Below are 12,616 nucleotides of genomic sequence, written 5' to 3'. Positions count from 1 at the left end.
CGTCATATCTGCAGCCCTTCGCCGGGCGGTCCTTCGCCGTCGTCGCCGCCCAGGGCCGCGCCGATCGGCACCGCGAACGCGATGCCGGCGAACGCCTCGTCGCCTCCCGGGTCGGCGATCGAGACGACGATCCCGATCACCAGGCCGCGCGAGTCGAGGAGCGGGCCGCCCGAGCTGCCCGGGTTGGCGGCGGCGTCGAACTGGATGAGCCCGTTCAGGTCGCCGTCGTCGGAGTCGCGGTCGGCGGACCTGTTCAGGCCGGACACGACGCCGGTCGAGACGCTGTAGGTCAGGCCGAGGGGGTTGCCGATCGCGATCACGGGCGCTCCGACGGACACGGCGCCGCCGAGCGTCGCCGGGACGACGACCTCGGGCAGCTTCTGCGGCTTGAGCGTGGCGACGTCACGCTTGGGGTTCGCTGAGGTGACGGCGGCCTTGCTCTTGGTGCCGTCGGAGAAGCGCAGCGTGACGTCCTTCGCGCCTTTGATCACGTGGTACGCGGTCAGGACCGTTCCGTCGTCGGCCGCGATCACTCCGGTGCCGAGCGACTTGCCCGCCTGGATGACCACCACCGACGGCCCGACCCGTTCGAAGACGTCGGACACGCTCAACGTGGCACTGGGTGACGGCGTCGGGCTGGGGCTCGGCGCGGCCTCCCGGCCGCCCGCGCCGATGCTGCCCAGGGCGTACGCCAGCACCGCCACGATGACCAGCGCCGCACCCCCGACGACGAACCATCGGACCCGCTTACCGGCTTCGGCTTTCGGGGGCGTCTGAGCCTCCTGAGCCTCGGCCGCGCCGTCCGCCTGCGGCACGCGCTCCATCGCCCCATAGTCATAAATCTCAGGCGAAAGTGCTACAAACTTCGCCTGAGAACTTCATGAGAACCGGCTGGGAGTCTGGGTTTTGTAGCGGCGGAGGTAGCAGTGCCGACCACCCGCATATCCGACCACCAAGTATCCGACCACCAAGGCCAGACCGTCCACGCCCGCGTTCCGCCTCCCCCTCTCCACGCCTGGCCCCGCAGCCGCGCGCCGCCCCCTCTCCCCAAGAAGCCCCGCAGCCGGGCGACGCCGCCACCACCGGACTGCGTCCCCTTCTCAGCGATCGGCCCGCAGCCGAGCGGCGGCCCCGCCACCGGGTTCCGCCCTCCTTTCTTCTCCCCATGAAGTTCGCAGCCGCGGCGGTGGGGTGATCGGGGGCGCCGGTCCGGCCGGGACAGCCGGAAGCCGCACCGCAATGCTTCCACCCCGCGGCGGGGTGTGGAGGTTTGGGGGCGCGGGGCGGGGTAGGCGTCGGCCCCGGAGGACGCGGCGAGGGAGGGCTTCGATGCGCCGGTTGCTGGCGATCGTCAACGCGGCGGCGGGCGGCGCCGCCGACGACGTCGTCTCGGACATCGTGAACGTGCTGCGCGAGCACGCCGACACCGCAGAGGTCCGGCTCGACGAGCCCGATGCGCTGGCCAAGGCCCTGGACGAGCATCCCGACCGGGACCCGGTGGTGCTGGGCGGCGACGGCAGCCTGCACCGCCTCGTCGCCACTCTGGCCGAGCGAGGAGAGCTGGCCAGCAGGACCGTCGGCCTGATCCCGCTCGGCACCGGCAACGACCTGGCGCGCGGACTCGGCGTACCACTCGATCCCAAGGAGGCGGCGCGGGCGGCGGCTCTGGGCCGGCCCCGGCCGATCGACCTGCTGCGCGACGACGAGGGCGGCGTCGTGGTCAACGCCGTGCACATCGGCGTGGGCGTGGAGGCCGCCCGTACGGCGACGCCGCTCAAGCCGGTGCTGCGCCGCTTCGCGTACGCGGTCGGCAGCCTGGTGGCGGGCGCGCGTACCAAAGGATCGCCGCTCAAGGTGGAGGTGGACGGCCGGGTGGTCGCGGACGGACGGCGCAGGGTCCTCATGGTCGGCATCGGCAACGGCACCTCGATCGGCGGCGGCACGCCCCTCACCCCCGGCGCCCACCCCTCGGACGGGCAGGCCGACGTGGTGGTCTCGTTCGCCACGGGGCCGTGGCAGCGGCTGCGGTACGGGGTGCTGCTCAAGCTCGGGCGGCACGTGGACAGGCCGGAGGTGGCCGCCGTGCGCGGGACGCGGGTCCGGATCAGCGGTCCCGCCGTGCACGTGAACGCCGACGGCGAGCTGACCGGCCCCTACGCCGAGCGCACGTGGACCGTCGAGCCCCACGCCTGGCGGCTGTCCATGCCGGAGGTCGCGTCTCAAGCGACTTGAGGTCCGATAGTGGCGGGCATGGACGAGCTCTACTCGATCGGGGACGCGGCCCGCCGTACCGGGCTCAGCGTCAGCGCGATCCGCCTCCACTCCGACGCCGCCATCGTCGCTCCGCGCGGATCAGCCGCTTGTTCCCCGGTGGCCTTGGATGCTCTCGATGAGTCGCCAGACGCCCGAACTCGGGTTGGATCTCGGGGGTGAGCCGTCACCCTCGTGTTTGGTGTCCAGCTTCTGCGCGCGGTCACGGGCGACGTCGTAGCGGTCGGTCAGCTGCTCAAGCGCACGTGGGGTCAGCGCCTTCTCGCAGGACAGGTGCTTCTTGGCCAGCGTCTGCGCTAAGCCTCGTTCGAGCGCGGCCGTCTGATTCTGGAAGTGGAGCAGGAACCACAGCTCGACACACGGGTTCGAGACAGCGATGTTGATCTGGTTGTCGGCGGCCAGCCGATAGGTCTCCGGGAGGTTCGGGAACTCGTCCACATCGAACATGCACCAGTACTCGTCGAAGGCACTGCCACGACCGCGTTTCGCCTCACGCTGGTCCGCTCGTTTGCGAGCACAGGCAGCGCGTACGAGGTCGAGCGGAACGCCATGGAAGTCATCGATCTCCACGATGACGCGCTCCCTGCAGAGCCGATACCAGTACTGCAAATACAGCACCTCGGTCTTGGTGCCTTCGGTGAACACGTAGAGGGTGCGCCTGGTGCTCTGCGCCGCCGGAACCCTTTGCGAGCGGCTTCGCGGTTTGCGGGTCACTGGTGACCGCCCGCTATGAGACGAGCGACTTCGATGAACTCCTCGTGGCTGACGATCGGCGTCGCACCGTAGCGGCCGGAAAGGTACCGCTTCCCTATGGCTTCCTCCTGGCGCGGCGACAGATCCGACAAGGGGTAGAGACGGCTGCGGCCATCCGCGAGCTTCTCGGTGAACCAGATCTGATCGCGTCCCAGGGACCGCGAACGCGTGGTGCTGCCCAGAAGCGACGGAGCATGGGAGCTGAAGATCAGCTGCGCACCGTGGGGGTTGGCCTCCGGGTCCTGGAACAGACCGATGAGCCGCTCCGTGAGCAGGGGATGCAGACTCGACTCCAGTTCGTCGACCAGGAGGACGGTCCCCGACTGCAGAGCCTCGAAGACGGGCCCCACGATCCCGAGCCAGACGAGAGTGCCCAGCGACTCCTCCGACACGTTGAAGTCCACGTCATCCCGCACGCCGCGGTGACTGAGCACTAAACCCAGCTCAGTGAGGTCGATCTCCGGAAATCCCTCGGCATCGTCCTCATGCCCGGCCAGGATGAGAATGGCGCGGCGGACCCGTTCGAGCACCTTGGGGTCGGGTGGCCGGATCCTGACATCCGCGATGCCGAGGTCCGCGGCGCGAAGCAGCGCCAATACCTGCTCCCGGCTCGCGTCCTCGCGAAGGAGCTGTGCGGTGAACGCCCATCGCGCCTGCCTGCTCGACGCCTCCGCGAGCTTCAGGTTGCGACCGAACCAGTCGTAGAGCGGAAGCAGATCCGGATGCTCGCCCGCTGCCGCAGCCGACAGGAAGAGGGCGTTCGGCCTGACGATGCGCTCGATCGCCCTTCCTATCGTCCGCTTTCCTGCGGGTATCTCGATCTGTTCGCCGTGTGTCCGGTTGAAGATCAAGGCCGCGCGGCCATGCGGATAACGGTATGCCCACTCCTGGAGAACGCGCCGGCTGTCCACGATGACGCCGTACTCGTGACGGACGCCGTTGAGCACGAGATCGATCTCGTAGCGGGTCGGCTTGTCGGCCGCCTCGGGATCGAGCCGGAAGCTGTGCCGGTGAACGCCCCCAGACGGGTCACCGGACCGAAACGAGAACAGCACGAGGTCTCTGAGATGGTGCAGCGCCTTGAGCAGGTTGGTCTTGCCCGAGGCGTTGGCGCCGAACACGCCTGCCGCGGGGAGAACCCGGAGGGGACGGCCGCCTTTGCGGTGCCAGTGAACCTCTCTCGGCACGCCCTTCTCCGCTTGAGCCGTCGCCTCAAGCGAGAAGTCCAACTCGTCATAGAACGAGTAGGCATTCTCCGCCCGGAACGCCAGAAGCATCGAGAGCTGACCCGCCTCGCCGTCCGCCATGAGCGCGATTATTGCGGGAAATCTGCAATTTAGCAATTGAGCCTGACCGAAGTCGCGCTGACAGAGCCTCCATAGGCCGTGCGCAAATGGCTAGAAAATCGGACAACCGCCGATTAACAGAAACCTCCCGCCTCGACGGCCCGACTGGCGCTTAGCAGGGGCACACCTACAGGCCTTAAACAGTCTGTTCAAAACGTTATGTTGACAACACTGCATGAGGCGCGGGACCGTGGGTTCATGCACAGTGAGCAAACCGACCCCTTTGCCGCGCCGGATCCCGAACGGGCGCGCGCCGAGCGCGTCCACGCCTCCCTCTTCCGCATCGCCGAGCGCCACGCCGCCACCGACGAGCAGCGCAGCCGTCAGGTCCACCCCTCGGCGCTCGCGCCGCACGAGGCCGTCAGGCTTGTGACGTTCCTGCTCAGCGGGGCCGCACAGCTCGACGACGGCGAGCCGGAGGTGGACAGGGCCGACATCACCGCCGCACTGACCCTCGTCCCGCTGGTGCGCGGCGAGCTCGACGCGCTGGAGGCCGGGCTGCTGCGGATGGCGCGCGGACGCGGCATGACCTGGCAGGAGATCGCGTACGGCCTGGGCCTCGGAACGGCGCAGGCGGCGAGACAGCGCTACGAGCGCCTGGCCGGACGCACCGCGACCGCCGAGGAGGGCGCGGGCTGACTTTGGGCCTTGCGCGGGGCCAGGGCGTCCGTTAACTCTTAGGAAAGTTTCCTAAGAAAATCGAGGGAGAGATCTCGTGCGTAGACTCCTGGCCCACCTGGCCGCGTTATGCCTGGCCGCGGGGGTGCTCGCGGTGCTGATGCCGAGCGCGGCGAACGCCGCCGCCTGCGCGAGCCCCTGGAGCTCCTCGGCGGTCTACACCGGCGGGGCGCTGGTGTCGTACAACGGGCGCAACTACCAGGCCCGGTGGTGGACCCAGGGCGAGACCCCGGGCAGCGCCGAAGTCTGGTCCGACCAGGGCTCCTGCACCGGCGGCAGCAGCGGGGGCGGGACGAGCTGCAATTACCCGAACTGGGTGGCCGGGCAGTGGTACCCGGTGGGCAGCATCGTCCGCTACACCGACGGCAACCACTACATCGCCGTCCACGAGAACCCCGGCTACGACCCGGTGATCAGCCACTGGTACTGGGACCCGTACACCTGTGACGGCGGCTCCACCGACCCGAACCCCGATCCGTCCGGGTTCGTGGTGAGCCAGGCGCAGTTCGAGCAGATGTTCCCGAACCGGAACGGCTTCTACACCTACAGCGGCCTCGTCGCGGCGCTCAGCTCGTTCCCCGCCTTCACCGAGACCGGCAGCGACACCGTCAGGAAGCAGGAGGCGGCGGCCTTCCTCGCCAACGTCAGCCACGAGACCGGCGGCCTCGTCCACATCGTGGAGCAGAACACCGCCAACTACTCCCACTACTGCGACACCCGCCAGTCGTACGGCTGCCCGGCCGGCCAGTCCGCCTACTACGGCCGCGGCCCCATGCAGCTGAGCTGGAACTACAACTACAAGGCCGCCGGTGACGCGCTCGGCCTGCCGCTGCTCACCAACCCGTGGCTGGTCGAGCAGGACGCGTCCGTCGCCTGGAAGGCGGCCGTGTGGTACTGGATGACCCAGACCGGCCCCGGCATCATGACCCCGCACAACGCGATCGTGGGCGGGCACGGCTTCGGCGAGACCATCCGCAGCATCAACGGCGGCGTGGAGTGCAACGGCGGCAACCCGGCCCAGGTGCAGAGCCGGATCACCACCTACCAGCGCTTCACCCAGATGCTCGGCGTCTCCCCGGGCGGCAACCTGTCCTGCTGATGCCTCCCCGGACAGCCCGCTCTTACCGAGCGGCGGTCCCTTCCTGGACGGCCCGCCCGCCCCCGTGTGGCGGGCCGTCCCATGTCCCGTCCGGCCCTGCCGGCGCTCCGTACAGTCCGGCTGGCTCCGTCCGGTCCCGTCGGCTCGGTCCGGTCCGCAGTTCCGGACGGGCCCGTCACACGAAGCCGGCGAGCCGATCCCCCGACACCAGCGCGCCGACCCTGCGCACCGCCTGGTAGTACGACCAGGCCAGGCGGTCGCACACTCTCCTGCGCGCCCCTTGGTGACCCGCGCACACCTGGCGCATGTCATGCAGGAAAGCGTCGTCCACGTGGGCCTTGTTCTCGTCGAACCGGCTCACCGCCTTGTAGTTGCGGTAGCCGAAGTCGTGCCGCGTGCAGGGCATCGTGAAGTCGAAGCCGAGCGGCTTGTCGGGGCTCGCCGAGCACTGGTCGGTGGACCAGTCGAAGGCGTACGCGGCCCATGACGCCTGATCGGCCCAGGCGCTCCGCCAGGCGGCGGCGCTTTCGTCGGTGGGCTGGGTGAACGCGGCGAGCGCGGCCAGCTTCTGCTCCAGCGTCACGGCGTACGCCGGAGCCGGGTACACCAGGACGGCGGTGGTCATGGCGAGAGCGGCGAAGGATCGTCCGAGCATGAGAGCCTGCCTGTCGTGCCGGAACCTGTCCAGGCAAGCGTCACCTGATCACCCGTCGCGGCACGGGGAGACACGCGGCGGTTCTCCCCAAGTTCCGCTCATGATTCTCAGTAGATGCGGTACTTCTTGCCGCAGTTGTCGAACTTCCCGGCCCAGCAGGTGAACGTGTACACCTTCTGGATCCCCCGGCCGCTCCACGTGCCGACGACCTTGCCGTCCCACGCCTTGTTGAACTTCACCCAACGGCCGTTCCGGTACACCTCGAACCAGACCCAGCCCTTCTTACCACCGCGCTTGTCCACGCCGTACCACTTCGTGAACACCTTGCCGTGCGACTTCCACGTCTCACCGAACGTGTACGCCTTGTAGTCGCTGGAGAAGAACTTCCCCCACGTGACCGTTGCAGAGTGAGCGGTGCTCGCGGTCGTGGCCGAAGCGGCCTGCGCCGGACTGCTGATCGCCAGGCCGGTAACGGCCATCGAACCGGCAAGGGCGGCGATCGCCAAGGTCTTCCGCATTTCGGGTTCCTCCCCGTCATTCGGTGTGTTCCGCTTGATGACAGGGACAGTACGGAGCTTCACCCCGATCAACTGTGGACGAATACGCACAACGACCGTGACGGCCGTCACACTCCGATGTTGAGACGCTCACTTATGCAGATGAGCGTAATGACCATGGACCGTCTCACTGTATGGCCGTCACCATGAAGGCATGCTGGTTCTGGCTCTCGTCACCCTCCTGCTGCACGGCGCCCTCATGGGTCTCTTCTACGCCTTCTCCATGTCCGTCATGCCGGGCCTGAACGCCATCGACCCGGCCCACGCGGGGGCGGCGATGCGCAGTATCAACCGCAAGATCCTCAACCCGTGGCTGTTCATCGTGTTCATGGGCTCGCCGCTGGCGGCTTTGGTGACCGGGATCGTCACCGGGTCCGTCTGGTTCTACGCCGCGGCGGTGGCCAACGGCGTCGGCTCGTTCCTGGTCACCGTGGCGATCAACGTACCGATGAACAACACCTTGGACGCGGGCACGATGCCGTACCAGAAGTACGCGCCGCGCTGGACGCGCTGGAACACGATCAGGACCGTGGCCTGCGCGGTGAGCCTCGTCCTGACCGGTATCGGCCTGACCGCGCTCTGACGCCGGCACCACCCGCGAGGCGGTGCCGGCGCTGATGGCAGGATCGGGCGTGTTCCACCTAACGCGTCATGAGAGGCACCCGCAGATGGCACCCAACATCGCCACCGCCCGCCGCGTCGAGCTCCCCGAACTGCTCGACTTCCTCCGCCCCCGCCACCACGGCCTGCTCTCCACCACCCGCTCCGACGGGCGGCCCCAGCTCTCGCCGGTCTCATGCGGTGTGGACGACTCCGGCCGGATCGTGGTCTCCACCTACCCCGACCGCGCCAAGGCCATCAACGCCCGGCGCGACCCTCGGGTGTCGATCTGCGTGCTGTCCGACGACTGGAACGGCCCGTACGTGCAGGTCGACGGACGGGCCGAAGTGCTCGACATGCCGGAGGCACTGGAGCCGCTGGTCGAGTACTACCGGTGCATCGCGGGCGAGCACCCCGACTGGGACGAATACCGCGAGGCCATGCGCCGCCAGGACAAGTCGCTGATCCGCATCACCATCGAGCGGTGGGGGCCCATCGCGACGGGCGGCTTCCCTGCCCGCCTGTTCCAGAACGACTGACCGGTCCCCGCTGCGGCGGACCGTCACCCCTTCAGGGCGCAGAGGGCCTTGTCCAGGGCGCCCTCGACGTGCTGCTGCCCCTCGACCGTGGTCGGCAGGTGGGTGACCGCGATGGCGGCGGCGCGGCCGTCCTCGGTGGCGGCGTTCGTCGTGTAGTAGCCGGGGATGGCGCCGCCGTGACCCCACGCCGTGCCGCCGCAGGACAGCTTGACCGCGCTCAGGCCGAGCCCGTACCGGCCGCCGGGGCCGAGCTGGGGCGCCTTGACCGTGGTGCGCATCTGCTTGAGCTGCGCGGGCTTGAGCAGCTTGCCGTCGAGCAGCGCGGTGAAGAAGCGGTTCAGGTCGCTCGGCGTCGAGATCATCTGGCCGGCGGTCCACGCGCTGGACGGGTCGGAGACGGACACGTCGGTCATCGGCTTGGCCGGGTCGTCACGGTGGTAACCGGTGGGGTGGGGGTCGCGGATCTTCTGCTCGCCGACGCCCGGGAAGTAGGTGTGGGTCAGGCCGATCTTCTTGATCGTCCGCTTGGTGATCTCCTCGGCCGCCGGACGGCCGGTGACCTTCTCGATGATCAGGCCGGCGACGATGTAGTTGGTGTTCGTGTACGACCACTTCGTGCCCGGCGCGAACTGCGCCTTCTTCTTCAGCGCCATGTCCAGCAGGTCACGCGGCTGGAAGTAGCGGTGCTGGTACGGCAGCGCGCCCTTGGCCAGGAAGTCCGTGTACTCGGGCAGGCCGCTGGTGTGCTGGAGCAGCTGCCGTACGGTGATGCGGCGGCCGTCGATGCCCTTGCCGCGCAGCAGCCCCGGCAGGTACTTCTCGACCGGGCCGTCCAGCTTGATCTTGCCTTCGCCCACGAGCTGCAGGATCGTCACCGCCGTGAACGTCTTGGTGTTGCTGCCGATGCGCACGTACCCGTCGGCGGGCGGCTCGCCCTTCCCGGCCGTGTAGTCGGTCATCTCGCCGTCCCTGTCCTGCACGGTGGCGATGGCGGCGGGGAACTTGTCCTTGGTGACCAGGTCGTCGAGGAGGTCCTGCACGACGGCGCCCGAGGCGTCGGCGGTCTTGGTGGCGTACGTGGCCGTGGCGGCGTGTGCGGCGGTCACGGCGGGGCCGGCCAGGACGGCGAGGGCGAGGGCGGAGGTGCCGGTCCAGCGGAGGGTGCGTCGAGTGATCATGCGCCCAAGCTACTGACGGGCACCTGGCGCCATCGATCCCGCAGACGCGACACCCTAGGTAGGGCTACCTGTACCATCCCGGCACCGCCACGGGCGGAGTGGCGGCTATCCGCCCGGTCGAGGAGTTGCGCACCCTCCCTTCACGATCCCGCTGATCACCGCGTGCAGGGCAGCGGTACACCCGCCCGCGCCCGAACGCCCGCTGATCACAAGGGTCGAGCAGCGGCCCGCCCGCCCGGCCGAGGACGTCCGCACCCGCCATCACGGGCCCCGCCGACCGGCGGATCGCCGCACCTGAGCCCCCGTCCTCCCGCCTACACCTCCCGGGCGCGCAGGATCGCCTCCAGTGCCGCCCGTACGGCGGCCCGCGTCGGTTCGAGCATGACCCCGCGTTCCCGCAGCAATCCGACGGACTTCTCGCGGAGCAGGCCGAGCAGCATGTGCTCGGTGCCGACGTAGTTGTGCCGCAGCTCGGCCGTCTCCAGCAGCGCGGCCTGGAGGGCGCGGCGGGCGTCAGCGCCGATGGGAAGCGTGTCGGGCGACCCGGGGCCGGTGGTGAGCTCCCGTTCGAGGTCGGCGCGGAGCGCGGCGGGGTCGGCGCCCTGGGCGGCGATCGCGCGTACGGCCAGCGTCTGCTGATCGTCGAGGATGCCGAGCAGCAGGTGGTCGGCGCCGACGGCGGTGCTGCCGGTGCGGCGGGCGTGCGCCTCCGCGCGTTCGAGCGCCTCCTTGGCGCGGGCGGTGTAGCGGTCGAACGCACCGGTCTGCGCGAGGTCGGCCACGGTGAGGCTGGCCCAGCGGCGGCCGTAACGCTGCTGGGCGGCCTGGCGGCTGATGCCGAGGTGGTCGCCGATGTCGGACCACGAGCAGCCTTCGGCCCTGGCCAGCTCGACGAGGTAGCCGAGCAGCCGGTCGCCGACGCCCTGCAGCTCCGACAGCACGCCCTCGGCGACGGAGAGGCGGGTCAGCGGGTCGGCGCTGTCGCTGCGTTCTTCGACGATCGACAGCAGGGCGGTGAGGTCGGGTAGCTCGGGCACCCTCCCATTATGCTGTCAACGTAATCCTTGACACTTTGCGAACGTCAAGGACATCGTTGACGCATGGACATCGCGAAGCTGGCGGAGGCACTGGACGTCCTCACGCCGGAGATCCTCGACCACTGCGGCGCACCCGGACTCTCCCTCGCCGTCGGCGTGGGCACCGAGGTGGCGCTGACCAGGGCGTACGGGCTGGCGGACGTCGCCAGCGGCCGCCCCATGACCACCGACACGGTCGGCCCCACGGGCTCCGACTGCAAGGCGTACACCGCCGTCGCCGCCCTGCAACTCGTCGAACGCGGCCTCATCGGGCTGGACGACCCGCTGGACGAGCACGTGCGCAACCCGCTCGGGGAACGTTCCATCACGCTGCGGGACCTGCTGACCCACCGCAGCGGGCTGGGCACGAACATGGGCAACTGGGACCACGTCCCGCCCCCGCCGCTGGGCGAGCACCTGCGGCGCGTGCTCACCGAGGCCAGGTCGGACGCGTACGGGGGCACGCTGCTGCCGTTCTGGGCCGCGCCCGCCGGCGAGCGCTACACCTACAGCAACATCGGCATCGCCCTGGTCGGCCACCTGGTGGAGCTGCTCAATCCCGACGGGGTGAGCTTCTCCGAGTGGGTGGCGCGGCACGTGTTCGAGCCGCTGAAGATGGGCTCGACCGTGTTCCCGCCGGCGCAGCACCCCGACCACGTGCCGGCCGAGCTGCTCGCCCGCCGCTCCACCGGGTACGCCACGCTGCCGGGTCTCCGGCTCACGCTGCCGCCGCTCTACCCCGGCGACTATCCGGCGGGGTCGGCGCTGAGCACGCCGTCCGACCACGCCCGCTTCATCCTGGCCCTGCTCAACGGCGGCCGCCTGGACTCGGGAGCGGTCCTCGCGCAGGAGACCGCCCGGCAGATGATCACCGCCCAGGCGTCCGGCGGCACCCGCATGGGGCCCAGCCCTTCGGCGTCGGTCGGCTTCGTCTTCAACGTGTTCGACGGCGGCGAGCACCCGTACATCGGGCACGGCGGCGAGTACCTGTGGGGCTGGAACCACTTCACGCGCGGCTGGACCGAAGACCGCGTTGTGCTGGTGATCTCCACCAACCAGTACGACCTCGGCGACCTCGGCCTCTCCGACCGTCCGAGCCACGCCGCCGCCCGCCTCGTCGCCGACATCGTCACCGCCTGGGTCCACGGCACCGACCCGCGCCCCCGCCGCTCCCCGGCCTCAGGCCGCAGCTACCTGGCCGGCCTGCTCGTCGGCGACCGCCTCACCACCCGCCTCGGCATCCCCACCCCGCCCACCGCCGAGCAGATCGCGGCGATGGCGTCCACCGCCGAGGCCAAGGGCGGCTGGGACCCGGACGCCTTCGCCCAAGGCGTCCGCCAAGTCCGCCTCACCGCCAACCCCCTCCTCGACAACGCCCTCACGATCCGCCGCGAACTCCCAGACCACGAGGCAGAGCTGCTCAAACGCCAACTAGACGTCCCGAACCTGGGCGCCCGCGCCCGCACAATGTCAGCCTCGTAAGCACCGCAGACGCCCTCAGCAGTCCGCTCAGGAGATCCCCCATCTCCACCGCGGCGCCGTCGTTGTGCACCTCGGTCGAATCGAACGTCGGCCGAACCCTGCGAACGGACGCTCGCGAGCCCACCCGCATGCCGTTGGCACCGAGCTCAGTCGCGCACCGGCTCCCCGCCGCCCTGCGCACAGAGTCCCGGGCTCGCTCACGCACCGGCCCCTGCGCACGACCGCACACCGGCCGGCGGGGCCGACCACGCACCAGCCCCAGGCTCGGCCCCGCCCCGGCCCCCGCGTCCACTCGCACACCGCCTTCCGGGCCCGACCGAGCACCCAGCCCTCAGGCGCGACCACACGGCCGCCCGAAAACCCACCCACACACCGACCCCCC

At 69.8% G+C, this 12,616-nt stretch carries 13 protein-coding genes and 1 pseudogene; 7 read left to right on the top strand and 7 right to left on the bottom strand.

All coding sequences use genetic code 11. From position 1 onward, the window contains the following. Positions 1–2: 2 nt before the first annotated feature. A complete protein-coding gene (locus WBK31_RS39415) occupies positions 3–824 on the bottom strand; it encodes a trypsin-like peptidase domain-containing protein (RefSeq protein WP_364068117.1) in 822 nt (273 codons plus the stop codon). Between the two features lie 505 nt (positions 825–1,329). Between WBK31_RS39415 and WBK31_RS39410 the strand changes: the two genes are divergently transcribed. Continuing rightward, positions 1,330–2,232: a diacylglycerol/lipid kinase family protein gene (locus WBK31_RS39410; protein ID WP_406674051.1), complete on the top strand. Its 903-nt coding sequence runs from the start codon at positions 1,330–1,332 to the stop codon at positions 2,230–2,232. Between the two features lie 18 nt (positions 2,233–2,250). Next, positions 2,251–2,346: pseudogene (locus WBK31_RS39405) on the top strand (MerR family transcriptional regulator); the annotation flags it as partial. Between the two features lie 6 nt (positions 2,347–2,352). Here WBK31_RS39405 and WBK31_RS39400 read toward each other — a convergent pair. Together WBK31_RS39400 and WBK31_RS39395 are read right to left on the bottom strand one after the other, a co-directional pair. Further along, entirely contained in the window at positions 2,353–2,916 is a 564-nt protein-coding gene (locus WBK31_RS39400) for an RloB family protein (protein ID WP_364068381.1), read from the bottom strand. A 65-nt stretch (positions 2,917–2,981) separates the two neighbouring features. Continuing rightward, positions 2,982–4,331 (bottom strand): ATP-binding protein, encoded by a 1,350-nt coding sequence (locus tag WBK31_RS39395; RefSeq protein WP_364068119.1) that lies wholly within the window; start codon positions 4,329–4,331, stop codon positions 2,982–2,984. Between the two features lie 237 nt (positions 4,332–4,568). On the opposite strand from WBK31_RS39395, the gene WBK31_RS39390 reads away from it, so the two are divergent. Together WBK31_RS39390 and WBK31_RS39385 are read left to right on the top strand one after the other, a co-directional pair. Then, entirely contained in the window at positions 4,569–5,009 is a 441-nt protein-coding gene (locus tag WBK31_RS39390) for a DNA-binding protein (RefSeq protein WP_378785414.1), read from the top strand. A 76-nt stretch (positions 5,010–5,085) separates the two neighbouring features. Then, entirely contained in the window at positions 5,086–6,147 is a 1,062-nt protein-coding gene (locus WBK31_RS39385) for a glycoside hydrolase family 19 protein (RefSeq protein WP_364068121.1), read from the top strand. A 175-nt stretch (positions 6,148–6,322) separates the two neighbouring features. On the opposite strand, the gene WBK31_RS39380 is transcribed toward WBK31_RS39385, so the two are convergent. Together WBK31_RS39380 and WBK31_RS39375 are read right to left on the bottom strand one after the other, a co-directional pair. Further along, positions 6,323–6,802, bottom strand: coding sequence for a phospholipase (locus WBK31_RS39380; protein WP_406674050.1), 480 nt, complete (start codon positions 6,800–6,802; stop codon positions 6,323–6,325). 107 nt (positions 6,803–6,909) lie between these two features. Then, a complete protein-coding gene (locus WBK31_RS39375; RefSeq protein WP_364068123.1) occupies positions 6,910–7,320 on the bottom strand; it encodes a hypothetical protein in 411 nt (136 codons plus the stop codon). A 193-nt stretch (positions 7,321–7,513) separates the two neighbouring features. Between WBK31_RS39375 and WBK31_RS39370 the strand changes: the two genes are divergently transcribed. Continuing rightward, positions 7,514–7,942, top strand: a complete 429-nt coding sequence (locus WBK31_RS39370) for a DUF1772 domain-containing protein (RefSeq protein WP_406674049.1) — start codon at positions 7,514–7,516, stop codon at positions 7,940–7,942. Between the two features lie 85 nt (positions 7,943–8,027). Then, positions 8,028–8,498 carry a PPOX class F420-dependent oxidoreductase gene (locus WBK31_RS39365; RefSeq protein ID WP_364068125.1) on the top strand — a complete coding sequence of 157 codons (471 nt, stop codon included), beginning with the start codon at positions 8,028–8,030 and terminating at the stop codon, positions 8,496–8,498. A gap of 23 nt (positions 8,499–8,521) precedes the next feature. On the opposite strand, the gene WBK31_RS39360 is transcribed toward WBK31_RS39365, so the two are convergent. Beyond that, entirely contained in the window at positions 8,522–9,676 is a 1,155-nt protein-coding gene (locus WBK31_RS39360) for a serine hydrolase domain-containing protein (RefSeq protein WP_378785419.1), read from the bottom strand. Between the two features lie 314 nt (positions 9,677–9,990). Beyond that, positions 9,991–10,713: a Clp protease N-terminal domain-containing protein gene (locus WBK31_RS39355; RefSeq protein WP_406674048.1), complete on the bottom strand. Its 723-nt coding sequence runs from the start codon at positions 10,711–10,713 to the stop codon at positions 9,991–9,993. A gap of 63 nt (positions 10,714–10,776) precedes the next feature. Here WBK31_RS39355 and WBK31_RS39350 point away from each other — a divergent pair, with 63 nt between their 5' ends. Then, positions 10,777–12,234 (top strand): serine hydrolase domain-containing protein, encoded by a 1,458-nt coding sequence (locus tag WBK31_RS39350; protein ID WP_406674047.1) that lies wholly within the window; start codon positions 10,777–10,779, stop codon positions 12,232–12,234. Positions 12,235–12,616: the final 382 nt, after the last annotated feature.

This window comes from Nonomuraea sp. N2-4H, assembly GCF_045291505.1.
Lineage (GTDB): Bacteria > Actinomycetota > Actinomycetes > Streptosporangiales > Streptosporangiaceae > Nonomuraea > Nonomuraea fastidiosa.
Note: the sequence above shows the minus strand (reverse complement) of the source record. Positions and strands in the feature narration are given on the sequence as shown.